Source organism: Paenibacillus sp. GCM10012306 (assembly GCF_042649265.1).
GTDB lineage: Bacteria > Bacillota > Bacilli > Paenibacillales > Paenibacillaceae > Paenibacillus_AQ.
Map to the genome: position 1 here is coordinate 317,328 of NZ_JBHRYW010000006.1, position 14,933 is coordinate 332,260.

General features: G+C 48.2%; 12 protein-coding genes and 1 tRNA gene. 9 read left to right on the forward strand and 4 right to left on the reverse strand.

Annotated elements, in window-relative coordinates:
* Positions 1-88: 88 nt before the first annotated feature.
* The 3 genes from ACFORK_RS15790 to ACFORK_RS15800 form a co-directional block, all read right to left on the reverse strand.
* Positions 89-1,165: a hypothetical protein gene (locus ACFORK_RS15790; protein WP_379200498.1), complete on the reverse strand. Its 1,077-nt coding sequence runs from the start codon at positions 1,163-1,165 to the stop codon at positions 89-91.
* 130 nt (positions 1,166-1,295) lie between these two features.
* The gene (locus tag ACFORK_RS15795; RefSeq protein ID WP_379200500.1) at positions 1,296-2,327 is read right to left on the reverse strand and encodes an ABC transporter permease; all 1,032 of its coding nucleotides are present in this window, start codon (positions 2,325-2,327) and stop codon (positions 1,296-1,298) included.
* Positions 2,324-3,055, reverse strand: coding sequence for an ABC transporter ATP-binding protein (locus tag ACFORK_RS15800; protein WP_379200502.1), 732 nt, complete (start codon positions 3,053-3,055; stop codon positions 2,324-2,326). The genes ACFORK_RS15795 and ACFORK_RS15800 overlap by 4 nt, the downstream gene beginning before the upstream one ends.
* Before the next feature lie 366 nt (positions 3,056-3,421).
* Here ACFORK_RS15800 and ACFORK_RS15805 point away from each other — a divergent pair, with 366 nt between their 5' ends.
* The 6 genes from ACFORK_RS15805 (at position 3,422) to ACFORK_RS15830 (ending at position 11,250) form a co-directional block, all read left to right on the forward strand.
* Positions 3,422-4,858, forward strand: coding sequence for a stalk domain-containing protein (locus ACFORK_RS15805; protein ID WP_379200504.1), 1,437 nt, complete (start codon positions 3,422-3,424; stop codon positions 4,856-4,858).
* A 72-nt stretch (positions 4,859-4,930) separates the two neighbouring features.
* Positions 4,931-5,788 carry a phosphate ABC transporter substrate-binding protein gene (locus tag ACFORK_RS15810; RefSeq protein ID WP_379200506.1) on the forward strand — a complete coding sequence of 286 codons (858 nt, stop codon included), beginning with the start codon at positions 4,931-4,933 and terminating at the stop codon, positions 5,786-5,788.
* An 87-nt stretch (positions 5,789-5,875) separates the two neighbouring features.
* Complete coding sequence (gene pstC, locus ACFORK_RS15815) at positions 5,876-6,823, forward strand: phosphate ABC transporter permease subunit PstC (RefSeq protein WP_379200509.1); 948 nt, start codon at positions 5,876-5,878, stop codon at positions 6,821-6,823.
* Positions 6,820-7,701, forward strand: coding sequence for a phosphate ABC transporter permease PstA (pstA, locus tag ACFORK_RS15820; RefSeq protein ID WP_379200511.1), 882 nt, complete (start codon positions 6,820-6,822; stop codon positions 7,699-7,701). The genes pstC and pstA overlap by 4 nt, the downstream gene beginning before the upstream one ends.
* 274 nt (positions 7,702-7,975) lie before the next feature.
* Positions 7,976-9,382, forward strand: a complete 1,407-nt coding sequence (locus tag ACFORK_RS15825) for an MATE family efflux transporter (protein ID WP_379200513.1) — start codon at positions 7,976-7,978, stop codon at positions 9,380-9,382.
* A 59-nt stretch (positions 9,383-9,441) separates the two neighbouring features.
* A complete protein-coding gene (locus tag ACFORK_RS15830; RefSeq protein ID WP_379200515.1) occupies positions 9,442-11,250 on the forward strand; it encodes an LTA synthase family protein in 1,809 nt (602 codons plus the stop codon).
* A gap of 200 nt (positions 11,251-11,450) precedes the next feature.
* Here the strand turns inward: ACFORK_RS15830 and ACFORK_RS15835 are convergent.
* Positions 11,451-11,524, reverse strand: a tRNA-Arg gene (locus ACFORK_RS15835).
* A gap of 223 nt (positions 11,525-11,747) precedes the next feature.
* Here ACFORK_RS15835 and ACFORK_RS15840 point away from each other — a divergent pair.
* The 3 genes from ACFORK_RS15840 (at position 11,748) to clpP (ending at position 14,928) form a co-directional block, all read left to right on the forward strand.
* On the forward strand, positions 11,748-12,593 hold the full coding sequence (locus ACFORK_RS15840; protein ID WP_379200616.1) for a hypothetical protein: 846 nt from the start codon (positions 11,748-11,750) through the stop codon (positions 12,591-12,593).
* Between the two features lie 96 nt (positions 12,594-12,689).
* Entirely contained in the window at positions 12,690-14,018 is a 1,329-nt protein-coding gene (tig, locus tag ACFORK_RS15845) for a trigger factor (protein WP_379200517.1), read from the forward strand.
* Between the two features lie 319 nt (positions 14,019-14,337).
* Positions 14,338-14,928, forward strand: a complete 591-nt coding sequence (gene clpP, locus ACFORK_RS15850) for an ATP-dependent Clp endopeptidase proteolytic subunit ClpP (RefSeq protein ID WP_379200519.1) — start codon at positions 14,338-14,340, stop codon at positions 14,926-14,928.
* Positions 14,929-14,933 lie beyond the last annotated feature (5 nt).

Sequence of the window (14,933 nt, forward strand, 5' to 3'; positions counted from 1 at the left end):
CTTAGTACAACGGTTCCCATGCACAAAAAAAGCGGAGTTCCGGCTCTCCTGCCGTAAACTCCGCTTCTCCGCTATTCTAGTGAACTATCTACAACTCAGAAATATACTTTAATTTTCCATTATAGAAATACAGATAGGTATCTCCGTATACTGCCAATCCAAGAGATTCATTAGTTCGGTCTGGATCGCCCCATGAGAAGTAAACTTCATCGAAAGTCATCCCGACGACTACCTTTTCAGCAACAATAGCTGCCCACATTTTATCACTGCTGTTAGTTAATGTACGAGGACTTTTATAGAGGAAAGTGCTGCTAATATTACTGATTTGATCCGCTACAGGTGCCAAAGTAATGGTAATTTCTTGACCACTGGCCCGGCGCAGGACAACTTCAATATCACCGCTCTCATTGTCCGCTTGAACGCTCTTTATCGTGACCTTCTCCATATTTTTGAACGGACTATCCTCGATCTGGGAATTCCGCACCCAAGCCGCTGTGCCATTAAAGGTCTTCTTCAAGTACTGTAGGTAATCCATTGTATACATCATAGCTTCGTCATCAATGTCTTGATTCAGCGTCCATGACGTGCCATCGTCCTTGAGCATGGAAAACTCAATCGAGGAGCCTCCATCGTACTGGACGTCTGTAATCCAATGTGTGCCTGGGAAACCGTAGACATAGACCTTCTTGCCTACAACGCTACCAAAGTTTCTTGGAAGCTTGCTGAGCGCTGTCAGTGTGGCATTGCTCTTCGCCTTGCCTTCATCTCCGCTCCAGATGAACAATGAGTAGGCGCTGGAGGCGTACTTGCCATCAATCGCGCCGATGTTCAACAATGTCTTGAATGCAACATAGTTGGAGTTGTTGTACAGGACCGAGTTGTCCTTGTTCAGTGTAGTAGCACCTTTGGCGCCACTCACACTAATGCCTGTAGCTGTCTTGGTCATGCTGATTCCCGGAATTTGATCCAGCAGCTTCACGGGTACATATGCCGATGAATTGACCAGGATCGACTTGGAAGTCGAGATAATCAGCTTGCCGTCCACAAACGTAGAGATTTCGTTATAAGCTGGTGCCGCTGCCGCGGCGGCTTTCCCTGTTCCCGCAGGGCTGCCCAGCCCGATAACGAGCAGCAGGGCAGTTAGTATTACGACCAATCTTTTCATAAGTCTTCTTCCCCCAATGTATTATGCTTTAACCGGTGTCTAATGGTTTAGCGTTCTATACATTCGCTGGGACTCCAGTATATTCCTGCCGATTCGACATAATTCTATCGGGAATTCGGATTTCCTTACATTACATTTTGCGGTGCTTGCGCAAAGCCAGTACATTCAGCGCCATGAACAGAAGGGAGAATCCGATCAGCACATACACGTCGAGGGCAATCGTCTTCCAGCCCTGGCCACGGATCATGATGTTCATTAGCGCCTCAGCGCCATAATATAGCGGTGTGGCCAGCCCGATCCGCTGCAACCAGAGTGGAAGCGTGTCGAGCGGAAATAATCCGCTCAGGAAGATTTGCGGTACGATGACCAGCGGGATAAACTGGATCATTTGCAGCTCATTAGCTGCGAAGGCCGAGAGCAAGGTGCCCAGTGTTAGAGCGGACATAGATAACAGCAAGGTTATCAGCAAGACGTAGCCGAAGCTACCGGTCATGAGGATTCCGAGCACATGAATAGAATACCAGGAGATCAACAGGGCCTGAACGATAGTGAACAGGCCAAAGCCGCACACATAACCCACGACAATCTCCCAACGTTTCAGCGGTGTCGAGAGCAACCGTTCCAGCGTGCCAGTGGTTCGCTCACGCAGGAAGGAGACCCCGGCAATCAGGAACACAAAGAAGAAGATAAACACACCGATCATAATTGGCCCGAAACGGTCAATAGTCTTCATGTCTTCAGAGCCGTACAGATAACTGATCTTGGGCTGGATGCTCTGCTGCGCATTGGGGATGGCCGCTTGAGAGGTTTCCTGGAGCACTGTCATCACCGCACGGCCCGCGGTAGGGTTGCTGCCTTCCAAAATAACATGAGGCACGTTGTTTTCCAGCGAGATTAACGCGTCAATGACGCCTTTTTTTAATGCATCGTTACCTGCCTCTGTAGAGGCATACTCCGTGATAATGGCCCCGTGCTTCACCAAGCTGGAAGACAGCGATGCTGCCTGACCAGTTACCCCAAGCTTCGGCGCATAGGCATCTCCGTTGAATACAAGGCTCATCAGACTGAGCACGAGCAGGGGGGCAATGAACATCAATGCCATAGTTCTTTTATCACGAATGAATTGCTGCAGAATTCGCAAGGTGATCGCTCTGACTCTCATGGACGGACACCTCCATAATATAGAAAGGCTTCCTCGAGGGTTGAAGAACCGGTAGCTTGCAGCAGTCCCGCAGGAGTGTCCGCAGCTAGCAGCTCTCCTTCCCGGATCATGCCCAGACGGTCGCATTTCTCGGCTTCGTCCATTACATGAGTAGTAAGGACAATGGTCGTCCCCTTCGTATTCAGCGCCTTCAGCTCATTCCAGATGGACAGCCGTAGCACAGGATCAATGCCGACTGTAGGTTCATCCAGAATCAGTAAGGGGGGCTCATGCAGCAGCGCGATTGCCAGAGACAGGCGACGCTTCATACCTCCAGAATAATCCCCCACTCTTTTGCGCAGATGATCCTCCAGATTGACCAGTTCCATGACAGCCTTGATGCGGCGGGCACGTCGTTGTCCCTTAAGACCGTACAGGGAAGCGAAGAATTCCAAGTTCTCCTTGGCACTGAGCTCTGTATAGAGCGCATCGGACTGGGCCATATAGCCGATCTGCTGAAGCATAGACAATTTGGGAAGCTTGACCCCGAGCAGGTGCACCTCACCAGAGGTGGCTTCATCGATACCGGTTAAAATTTTGACTAGCGTGGTCTTGCCTGATCCAGAGGGTCCCAGAATACCAAAGGTCTCAGCGGGCGCTACTTCGAGTGTTATATCTTTCAATACCTGTTTGCTGCCAAAAGATTTGCAGACATGGTTCACAGAAATGACGGGAGCATTCTTCTTCATATCCATTCTCCTTCATTAATGCAGGATATAAATCAGCATTCACTCGTGATTGTAGGTCAAGTGGGAATGATTGTAAACAGGACTTCCCGAATTGTTGACAGCAGCGATTTCCAGGTAAAAGGAAGGGCTGTCCGGCAACTATTATGTGCAAATAGACCCAATGGAAGGCGCTGGGGTCTTTTTATAGACATATTCACTAGAGATGCGGGACTAATAGACTCATTACGCGATATTTTACACTCTCTTAACAAAAAACTACCAAAATATGCCCAAATTAATATTTCCAAAACATACCTCTGCAACGGCATTGACAATTGTAGACGAAAATAACATTAGCAGTTACCTATAGGAAAAGGGTGAATCTAATTGAAAAACAGTAAATGGATAAGCGCAACCTTGGCTTCGGCACTTCTAGTAACCGCAGGGGCAGGGAGCGCATTAGCTGCCAGTGCAGGTGGTAGTAAGACAGGAACAGTAAGTGCAGCAGTCTCCGGGCCGGTAAAAGTCAATGAAGGTACCGCTACATGGACTGTAAATGGCACGCCAGTCACATTCAAGACAATTGACAGTGGCGGTTATAAACTTTATGCACTTAGCCAAGTAGCCGGCGAGATCGGAGCTCACGTAAAAGCCAGCGCAAGCGGCATTGAGCTGAACGACAGCAAAGGCCTACATACCCTTCAAATCAAACCAGGCTCCAAGAGCTTTCAAGTAGACGGTGAGGCACAAACATTCACTATTGCGCCTGTAACATACAAGAACATCACTTATGTAGAATTAACCAAGCTTGTTGTATCCTTGGGCGGTGAACTGGATGCCGAAAGTACATCCATTCTGAGCTTTGCCCGTCCTGAGGGTCTATTCGATACGATTCACTGGGCAGCAGACGGCAGCATTATTGCGAACAAAAGTGATGCCGAGTCGACTCAACTTCTTAAGTTTGGTGCGGATCAAGGTAACTACCAATTGTTCTCTACCGATGACAGCGCAGTAGATTTCGCAGTATCGGCTGACCAACGTTGGGGTGCTTTCAATGACGAGACTGGCCAGCTTCGTCTGATCGATCTGAACACTGGAGCTATTAAAGCGCTGGGTACTGACAACAGCGTTAAGACTGACCTGATCTGGTCCCAAGATGGTAAGAAGATCTACTTTATCCAAGGGGACAAGCAAGAGAAGATTGCTTCCATCTCCGTGGAATCGGGAACTGTAGCTACAGTGCTTGCTGACAAAGTCGAGAACAAATCCGAGCTGCGTGTGGCTGCTGACGAGAAGAGTGTTGCTTATATCGTCAACCTGACCGGTGTAGCCAAGAACGATGCTGACAGCACTGAAGATTCTCTTACAGTAGACTTCAGCAAAGCTGGAGAGCAGCTGTATAAGCTGGATCTGACAGTGAAAGACGCAAAACCAGTTGCACTCACTACTTCCGCAGACAACAAGCTGTACCCTGAAATTCTTGCTGATGGCAATGTAGCTTACCTGAGTGCAGATGCTGACGGTAAAGCAGCAAACACACTGAAGAGTGTGAAAGCTGACGGAACTAACTCGGACATCGCACTTGATATTGAGCCTACATGGGTAAGCAGTGTGAGTACTGGTCTGGTGGTGTCCGGTACGACAGCTAATGGCGATACAGTGGTATACTCCATCAATGCTAGCGGAGCTAAAACTGAGCTGTACCGTTCTTCTGAAGATGTATCCGAAGTGGCTGTGTCGAAAGACGGCAGCAAACTGGCAATCATCAGCGATGGCAAAGTAGTTGTTATCAAAGCCGGCAAAGCTCTCGAACTGACTAAATAACAATCATTCATTTGTACTTCTTAGACCTTACTAACTAATTTAACGGCGTATAGCCGAGAGGAGAAATAGTTCATGAAAGTTTTTAAAAAATTTACAGTAACTGCACTCACAGCAGTTCTTGCGTTAACAACAGCTTTTGCTGGAATCGCTTCTGCAGCTGACTCCCTTTCCGGAAAAATTACGGTGAATGGTTCCACAGCATTGCTTCCACTAACGCTGCAAGCAGCTAAGGAATTCCAAAAGCTTCACCCTAAAGTGAAAATCGCTGCTTCCGGTAAAGGTTCCGTAACTGGACCACAAGCTGTAAAAAAAGGCATCGCTGACATCGGCGCTTGCGACTGGGATGCTAGTATTGATGTTCCAGGCTTCAAAGCTTTTGACGGTCAAGTAGCAAACAAAGTAGCTGTTATTCCATTTGCTACAATCGTTAACAAAAATGTCGGTGTTGACAACCTGACTACAGATCAACTTAAAGGCATTTTCTCCGGTAAAATCACTAACTGGAAAGAAGTTGGCGGTTCGGATGCTGATATCGTTGTAATCACTCGTGCTTTCGGTTCCGGTACACGCGTTAACTATCAAGCTAAAGCTTTGGCTGGTGGCGATATCGTGAAGAAAGAAAAGAACTACAAAGAAACAGGTTCCAGCGGTGACATGAAAACAGCTGTAGCAACTACTCCTAACGCCATCGGATACATCGACTTGGTATATGTAAGTGGCGACGTTAAGGCTGTTAAATTCAACGGCGTTGAAGCTACTACAGATAACGTAATCAACGGTTCCTACAAAATTTGGGCTTACGGTTACTTCATGACTAAAGGCCAACCTACTGGCGCTACTAAAGAATTCATCGATTACGTACAAAGCAAGAAGTTCCAACAAGGTTCTTTGAAGAAGCTTAAATTCATTCCAATCGCATCGATGAAATAATATTAATATCCAAGATTATATTGAACGGTAAACAGCGGCCAGCTCCTAGAGAATCAGCGGGGGCTGGCCGCTTACAGGAGGGAACATATGGGGGCACCAGTCCACAACCTGGAATCCAGGCTGAAACAAAGCGCGGTTAAGGTCAGCGCTAATGCAAAACGACATAGCAGGCATATGCTAAGTAATGCAATATCCCGGTATTATTTTTTGTTCAGTATTTTGGCGCTTTGCTTTGTACTGGGCATGGTTATCTTATTTATCGGTAAAACGGCGATGCTAATGTTCGGCCAGGTCTCATTGGCTGACTTCTTCTTCTCTTTTAATTGGAGTCCGGAAGAGGATGCTTTCGGGGCAGCCGCGTTTATTGTGAATACACTTTCGCTAACTGCGCTTACAATGGTCATCGCAGTTCCCATCTCGGTAGGTATGGCGGTGCTTGTTGCCGAGATTGCTCCGAACTGGTTGAAGACCTTTATTCGCCCAGTGCTTGACCTGCTGGTCGGGATTCCATCCATCGTTTATGGATATCTGGGCCTTACCGTATTGCTTCCCTTCCTGCGTGATGTCAGTGGCCAGGGTCTCGGTGACGGAATATTGGCCGCGGCGCTTGTTCTATCCTTGATGGTGCTGCCGACGATCTGCCGGATCAGCGATGATGCCATTGTAGCTGTACCGCGCAAATACCGCGATGCAGCTTATGCTCTTGGTTCTACCCGTCTACAAGTAATTATGCGGGTAGTGCTGCCTGCGGCAGGCCGGGGGATTATTTCTGCGGTCATTCTCGGGATGACTCGTGCTGTTGGTGAGACAATGGCTGTTGTTATGGTCATCGGGAACACAGCCCAACTGGCCAAAACACTGTTCACACCTTCTTCGGTGCTGACAAGTAATATCGTAATGCAAATTTCTAATGTGGAATTTGACTCGACCTGGAACTATGCGCTGCACATGATGGCCTTCTTGCTGCTCGTGATCTCGTTCGTGCTGATTCTGATCATTCGGATACTCGGAAGAAAGCGGAGGGATGCAGCATGACCAGCTTCACACGGACACGCCATACGGCGCGGGCGCAGCTACGCGACAAAATAGCTACATACGGCTTCTATACGCTGGGCGGTCTGATTCTGCTGCTGATCTTCTGGTTGCTGTTCTCGATCATGGGCAAAGGCTTGCCATCCCTGAGTCTGGATTTCTTGCTCAAGCAGCCAGAGGAGATGGATGCTGGCGGCGGGATTGGTCCGGTACTGTTCAACTCCTTCTACATCCTGTTCATCTCACTGATCATCTCGGTTCCAATTGGACTGGGTGCGGGGATTTACATGGCAGAATACGCGCCAGATAACAAATTCACCGGTGCATTACGGATCTGTGTAGAAGCCTTGTCCTCGGTTCCATCCATTGTATTCGGTATGCTCGGTCTAGCGATTTTCGCTGAATACTTCGGGATTGGACTTACGATTCTGGGCGGAGGCGTCAGCTTGGCGCTCTTGAACCTGCCAATGCTGGCTCGCGTAACAGAAGAAGCGGTGCGCGCCGTTCCCGGCGATATCCGCGAAGCGGGTTATGCGCTCGGTATGACCAAATTCCACGTCATCCGTACGGTAGTGCTCCCTGTTGCCTTGCGCTCTATCGTAACCGGTATCTGTCTGGTTGCTGGTCGTGCTTTCGGGGAGTCTGCGGTTATCATCTTGACTGCTGGCCTTAGTACCTCGGGCGAAATGTGGGACTTTAACCTGTTCTCGCCAGGCGAGACGCTGGCGGTGCATCTGTGGTACGTCCAATCCGAGGCGATCGTTGAGGATGCACGTCAGATTGCCGACCGTTCGGCAGCTGTGCTGGTTATAGTTGTCCTGCTCATCAACTTGGCCTTCCGCTTCCCGCTGTGGCTGAACAACCGCCGTCAGGGACGCTGATTTCAGTTGAAGTGAGGATGCCGTTCAGTAGAACAATATGTCTTATTGTCTCAATCTAAAGCTGTCTCCGGTAGTTTTCATGCTGCCTGGAGGCGGCTTTTTTGCGTTGTACTGCAGCAGGGCGAAAATAATCCTGTTTTCGGTCATAAGGCTCCGTCCGCTGGTAGTGGGGGACACTCTTCATCTCCTACACTGATATAGAAGTCAGCCAGGATCTGAGAACTGGGTTCGGATAACGGCTTCTATTTTATTTAGAGAAAAGAGGTTTCCTTCTATGTCAACGTTACAGCAGACCACAGATGGAAAAGAGAAGCAGAAGCTTCTAATCCTGAACGAGAATCTGTGGAAAATAATGTACCAGCTATCCTGGCCAGCAATTATCGCCATGGTATTGTACGGACTGAACGCGGTGATCGCCGCTGTATTTGTGGGCCGTTATGTAGGTGAGACTGCTTTAGCCGGTGTCTCCGTAGCCTACCCATTGACACAAATCAGCCTCGGGTTAGGCTCCCTGATCGGGGTTGGGGCAGGCGCGGTGTTGAGCATTGCTATTGGAAGGCGGGATCAACTTACTCAGCAGCGTTTGATGGGCAATGTAAATTACATAACGGTCATTGTGACCGTAGTCTACATGTTGCTAGGCCTATTATTTTCTACCCAATTAGTGTCAATCATGGGAGGAGAGGGAGAAACGCTGAAGATGGGTAATAGCTACTTCAGGATTACCGTTTGGGGCGCTTTCTTTTGGATCTACGGTTTGGCCGCGAATATGATTGTCAGAGCTGAGGGCAAGATGAAGTCTGCGGCAGTCGTGATGGGCATTGGCTTGGTGGCAGATGTTCTCTGCAATTATTTGCTTGTAGCCGTCCTGCAACTAGGGGTGGAGGGTGCTGCTTGGGCGACCAATATCGGAATGTTCGTCTATACACTACTGGGCTGGATTTACTTTGGTAGAGGATGGTCTTCCTTTAAAAGCAAAGCTTTTGCAATTTACCGAGATGGGACTACCTTAAAATCCATTTTCAGTCTGGGTATGTCTTCCTTTATTATGAATTTTATGAACCTGGTGCAGGCCGTAATTGTGTTTAATGCCCTGTCCAAATACGGCACCATTGCCGATGTGGCCTTCTACGGGGTCGTTTTCCGGGTATTCACATTCTTGCTTACACCGATCTTCGGTCTTATGCGCGCACTGCAGCCGGTTATCGGAATTAACTTCGGGGCAGAGAAATACGAGCGTGTCATTCAATCCTACAAAATATTCACATTAGCTTCCATGGTGCTGACCCTGCCGTTCTGGTTAATTGCCATGTGGAGTCCACAGATGATTCTGGGGCTTATGCTGCCCGATCAGGTCTTCAGTGGGGCGGAGCTGATGTACTTCCGGATTAACATGGCGGTCCTGCCGCTGTTATCGATGATTTTTATGGCGATGACCTTCTTCCCGTCTATTGATAAAGGAAAACCGGCTGCGATCATCGGGATTGCCAGACAGCTTGTGTTCTATGTTCCGGTGATGTTAGTGCTGCCAAGAATTATGGGAGTTTCCGGTGTGTACTGGGGGACGCTGGCGATTGATGCCATGATCGTACTGTGGACAGCGTGGATGGTTCGCAAGGAATTTAGCCTTTTACGAAAGCGGGGCGACGCCTCCGTCACAGAAGCACAGTTGCAAATTTAAGGTTTATTTAATCAAAATGGCGTATACTGTTCGATTAGAATAGATAGAGGAGGATATGTATGCGTCGTTTTACGTCTGCCAAAGAGCTGAATATACTGCTTTTACTGCTGCTACTAGGCGGATTTTTGCTTAATTTCTTCATGCAAACGTCTTCGCTCGGGATGAATGCCAGCAGCGCTTTGACCTGGATTTCGCAATATTACTGGCTTTATATATTTGGTAGCTTGTTCTTTTTCTTTGTACTACTTTGCTTTGCACTGATCATTCCCAACATTTATGCCGGAACATTGCTGGCGTTCGTAGGATGCCTCCTGATTGGCATAGCGAATTATAAGAAGCTCTCCACCACCGGAGAGCCGCTGTTTCCCTGGGATTTAATGCAGCTTAAGAACGCTCGTGAGATGAGTAAGATCACCTCAGGGATGATTTCTCCGCTGGCGATGGTGCTAGCCGCCGTTTTGCTGGTTGCAGTGGTGTATTTAATCTGGAAGCTACCTAGAGTGCAGATTCGCTTCAGACTGCGCGCAATCTTAACGCTTCTCTCTGCTGTCATGATCGGGGGATTTATCTGGATGGTTGGTGGACAGCATGCGCTGGCGACCTCTATCCAGTACCAGAATATTTACTGGAATCAGAAGGTCAATTACAGCCAGAACGGTTTTGTGTTCGCCTTCACGGGCAATCTCAAGCAGAAGCTGATCGAGAAGCCGGCGAATTACAGTCAAGCGTCTATTGCCCGGATTGCCGAGAAATATGGTGCGTTGCCTGCTGGTAGCGATAAAACTACTACGCTTACGGAGCGTCCGAACATCATGTATATGATGGATGAAGCATTCTTTGATGTGACCCGTCTACCCGGCTTTACCTTCAGTGAAGACCCGCTGGCGTTCATTCATCAGGAGGGGAAGAACACTCCGTCCGGTTATCTGCTCTCGCCGGAGTTTGGCGGGAACACGGCCAATGTCGAATTTGAGGCGCTGACCGGCCTGTCGATGTATTTTCTTAAAGACGGATCAATTCCTTATCAGCAGAAGATTGTCAAAATGTCAGAGATCCCATCCATCGTCAGCATACTCAAGGACAGAGGCTATCAGGCACTTGCCGTGCATCCTTTTGACGATACCTTCTATAATCGAAACCGGGTCTATCCAATTATGGGCTTCGACGAATTTACCAGTGAGAAAGAGATGGAGAACTCAGAGCGGATTACGCCGAATGGCTATATCTCCGATATGTCTGCCGTTCAGGAAGCTGTCGGAAAGCTGAAGGCAGCGAAGCAGCCGACCTTCCTGCATCTTGTAACTATGCAGAATCATTTTCCTTTTACTAAAGGACTGAACGGCCCCAATACTATTAGTGTAGGCGGTACACAGCCAGCCTGGAAGGACGAGCTGGAGACCTATGTCCATGACACGAAGCTGACGGATGAGGCGCTGGCATATCTGGCCCAGGAGCTGAAGACGATCCAGCGTCCGACTATTGTCGCTTTCTGGGGTGATCATCTGCCGGCGCTGTCGGCCGATATCTATACCCAGACGGGATGGGATAATGATCCAAGGTTGAAGCATGAGACGAAGCTAATCTATTTGGCTAATTTTGATATTGGAAAAGAACCTGTGGGTACGATGAGTCCTGCATTTATCGGCCCCACGGTGTTTCAGCTGTCGGGTCAGGAAATGCCAGCATTCTACAAGCTTTTGCGCGAGGTGCAGGCAGAGATTCCGGGTCTGAGCAAAAATGTGCTCATCGGTTCAAAAGATACTATCCAGGATCTGAACGAGCAGCAGCAGGCGATTTTGGAGGATTATCGACTTGTGGAGTACGATATTCTGGAAGGCGAGAATTATTCACAGGACTTGCTGTTTTAGGCGGAAGGTACAACGTTGGTACGATAGCTGATCTATTAGTAATGCCCGGGGCAACCCGGGCATTTTATATTTCTCGCTGAAACGGATACCGTCCCTTAGAGAGGACATGGCAAAGCCTTTTCTACTTGTGGAATGAAGATTCTTGGGACACCTTGTGAGAACGCAAAAAAAGCCTTCCGTAAAGGAAGGCTTTTGCATGACGTCCCGGAAGGGATTCGAACCCCCGACCGTGCGCTTAGAAGGCGCATGCTCTATCCAGCTGAGCTACCGGGACACAGGTAGAATGAGTTAAAAGCAAGCAAAAATTATGTTATCATACATAAGAGTGTTTTTCAAGCGGTTTTTTTAAACGTAACCAAGGATATGCTATAATCAACCAAGAATATCGTTTTGGAAAAAAAGGAGGTGCCCTCATTAAACAATCAGATTCCCCTGCCAAAGACAATATCGTGCTGTTTCCGCGCACGCTGGATTATTACCAGATTCAGCTGACGGTCATGCTGGAGAGTGAACGTTACGGGGAAGCGATGGAGCTGCTGCGTTTTTTGCTGCAGTGCCAGGGACAGGAAGAGCGGCACTATGAGGAATGGCAGTCCCTGCTCGACTGGCTGGTGGCGGCTTTTCCTTATGCCTCCGGCAGCGGAGAAACGGACAGCAGTTCCAGACATGAAGAGGAAGAACTCCAAGAGGAGGATATGGCCCGGGTGCTGGCGAGATCCAAACTGGAGGAAGATACAGAGTATCCTGTTAAGCTGCTGCGAAAGATTATGGAAGAACCGCTGTCCGAAGCGACAATTCTGGCACTCGAACAACTCTCCTATTTGGAAGGGGAAGGAATCGATGAGGCACTGATACAGTGGCTTGGGCAGGGCAATGTCCATCCACTCCTGCAATTCCGCACGCTGCAGACGCTGCACAAGCGCGGCGCTCAGGGAAGCATTCATCTGACCCGGGGCCAGGAGACAGTCGTCGTCGAGATTGAGAGTGTGCCGCTGCAGAATGATGAATTTCCGCCGCAGATCAGTCAGGTTCTGGAACGTGTGGCTGAACAAGCCGAGGTGCATGAGCCTACGCTGTATTATTTTGCCCAAGAGCTCTGGGGACAGTTCGTGATGTCTATTTACGGATCAAGAGATTATCGGACGCTGCTGGAAGGTGAGTATGCCATGCTGGACATATGGGCCGGAGCGCTGCACCAGATGGTTTCCGAAAGTCTGAACGGTGTCCGGCAGGAAGAGGAAACTCGGGCCATGTACGGGATTACAGATAGCATGCGCTTTCAATTTGAAGGAGCTTACCGCACTCTGAAAGGATTTGTAAAGACTTCTCTACTTGATAAATGAAGTGATGTTGTATATAATATAATGGTTATTCTGTGCGTGAACTGCGTGAATATTTGAGTAAACATGTGAACCTATTTTTGGAGGGGAAAGTATAACATGAAAGCAACTTGGGAAAAGATAGAGAAGAACCTTGGCGTTCTTGAAGTCGAAGTAGGAGCAGATCGTGTAGCTGCAGCACTCGACAAAGCTTTTAATAAAGTAGTTAAGAAAGCAAACGTGCCTGGATTCCGTAAAGGTAAAGTACCACGGCCGATTTTTGAATCCCGTTTTGGCGTAGAAAGCCTGTACCAAGACGCGATTGACATTCTTCTTCCTGAAGCTTACGGTGAAGCAGTTGAACAAACTGACATCTTCCCTGTAGACCGTCCTGAAGTGGATATCGAGCAATTTGCTAAAGGTCAATCCTTTATTTTCAAAGCGAAAATCACTGTGAAACCAGAAGTAGTGCTTGGTCAATATAAAGGTCTTGAAGTTCCAGCTCAAAAAGCAGAAGTTACTGAAGATGAGCTGAATGCAGAATTGACTCGTCTGCAAGAGCGTCACGCTGAGCTGGTTGTCGTTGAAGACGAAACCGCAGTTCTGGGCGACATCGCCGTAATCGATTTCGACGGTTCTGTTGATGGCGTACAATTCGAAGGTGGACAAGCTGAGCGTCATTCCTTGGAACTGGGAAGCAATTCCTTCATTCCAGGTTTTGAAGAGCAAGTTGTAGGCATGGGAACTGGAGATTTCAAGGATGTTGAAGTAACTTTCCCTGAAGCTTACCATGCTGAGAATCTTGCAGGTAAAGCTGCTGTATTCAAAGTGAAGCTGCACGAAATCAAACGCAAACAGCTTCCAGCTCTGGATGACGAGTTCGCTAAAGATGTAAGTGAATTCGATACATTGGATGAGTACAAAGCAGACCTGAAGAAACAACTGGAATCCCGTAAAGCGGATGAGCTGAAAGGCGCTCGCGAGAACGCTGTTGTTGATAAAGCAGCTGAGAACGCTGAAGTTGAAATTCCAGAAGCAATGATCAACAGCGAAGTTCAAAACATGGTTCGTGACTTCGACAACCGTCTTCGTCAACAAGGTATGAACATGGACATGTTCCTGAGCTTCTCCGGCCAAACTCGTGAAGACCTCGAGAACCAAATGAAGGGCGATGCTGAAAAACGCGTTCGCAACAACCTGGTTCTGGAAGTTATCGCGAAGCAAGAGAACATTGAAGTGTCTGAAGAAGACGTTAACCAAGAGCTGGCTAACATGGCTGAATCCTTCAAACGTACTCCTGAGGAAATCCGCAGCATTCTTGCAGCGAACGGTTCCCTGAGCAGCCTGAGCGATGAGCTCTCCCTGCGCAAAACCATTGATTTGCTTGTTGAGAGCAGCGTAGAAGTTGAAGCTACTGAAGAAGCAGCTGAAGACAAAAGCGCTGAGTAATTTCTGCGCCAATTGATCCACCTATAACGGCCTTTTAGGAGGCCTTCATACACAGAAGATAAGGCACGTATATTTAGCTACGTGCCTTATTTTTTACATATGACATGTATTTCAGTACCTACTTCCGAGATTATAAATCTCAGAAAGCTCCGGGTGCAGTTATGAAACCCTGTCAATACGGATATAATTGCGAGGTAATGTCATACACTTTAGCATTGTGATAGACCGGGGTAGTGAAAAAATGACATTGCGTCTTGAACGTGTTAAAATATTTCTGAAACGGAAAGACTAATCTATACAGAGAAAAGAGGTTGGTGGCATGAGTCTGGTACCAATGGTTGTGGAATCTACAAGTCGGGGCGAACGCTCATACGATATCTATTCCAGGTTGCTTAAGGATCGCATCATTTTCCTAAGCAATGCGATTGACGATGATGTCGCCAATCTGGTTATCGCCCAGTTGCTGTTTCTGGCTGCGGATGACCCTGAGAAAGACATACACCTGTACATCAATTCACCCGGTGGTTCTGTAACAGCCGGCATGGGTATATATGATACGATGCAGCACATCAAACCGGATGTTTCAACGATTTGTGTGGGCATGGCCGCAAGTATGGGGTCGTTGCTTTTGACGGCAGGTGCGCCGGGTAAACGTTATGCGCTTGCCAACAGTGAGGTTATGATTCATCAGCCGCTGGGCGGCGTTCAGGGTCAGGCTTCCGATATCTGGATTCACACAGACTGGATTCTCAAGACCAGACAGAAGCTGAACCAAATTTATGTAGATCGCACAGGTCAGCCCCTTGAAAAAATCGAACGGGATACCGACCGCGATAACTTCATGAGCGCGGAAGAAGCAAAGGAATACGGGCTTATTGACCAGGTCCTCACTTCACCGATCAAATCTTAAAGGGG

Coding starts and splice junctions, on each gene's coding strand:
- ACFORK_RS15790 (WP_379200498.1), bottom strand. CDS start 1,165: ATGAAAAGATTGGTCGTAATACTAACTGCCCTGCTGCTCGTTATCGGG.
- ACFORK_RS15795 (WP_379200500.1), bottom strand. CDS start 2,327: ATGAGAGTCAGAGCGATCACCTTGCGAATTCTGCAGCAATTCATTCGT.
- ACFORK_RS15800 (WP_379200502.1), bottom strand. CDS start 3,055: ATGAAGAAGAATGCTCCCGTCATTTCTGTGAACCATGTCTGCAAATCT.
- ACFORK_RS15810 (WP_379200506.1), top strand. CDS start 4,931: ATGAAAGTTTTTAAAAAATTTACAGTAACTGCACTCACAGCAGTTCTT.
- pstC (WP_379200509.1), top strand. CDS start 5,876: ATGGGGGCACCAGTCCACAACCTGGAATCCAGGCTGAAACAAAGCGCG.
- pstA (WP_379200511.1), top strand. CDS start 6,820: ATGACCAGCTTCACACGGACACGCCATACGGCGCGGGCGCAGCTACGC.
- ACFORK_RS15825 (WP_379200513.1), top strand. CDS start 7,976: ATGTCAACGTTACAGCAGACCACAGATGGAAAAGAGAAGCAGAAGCTT.
- ACFORK_RS15830 (WP_379200515.1), top strand. CDS start 9,442: ATGCGTCGTTTTACGTCTGCCAAAGAGCTGAATATACTGCTTTTACTG.
- ACFORK_RS15840 (WP_379200616.1), top strand. CDS start 11,748: ATGCTGGAGAGTGAACGTTACGGGGAAGCGATGGAGCTGCTGCGTTTT.
- tig (WP_379200517.1), top strand. CDS start 12,690: ATGAAAGCAACTTGGGAAAAGATAGAGAAGAACCTTGGCGTTCTTGAA.
- clpP (WP_379200519.1), top strand. CDS start 14,338: ATGAGTCTGGTACCAATGGTTGTGGAATCTACAAGTCGGGGCGAACGC.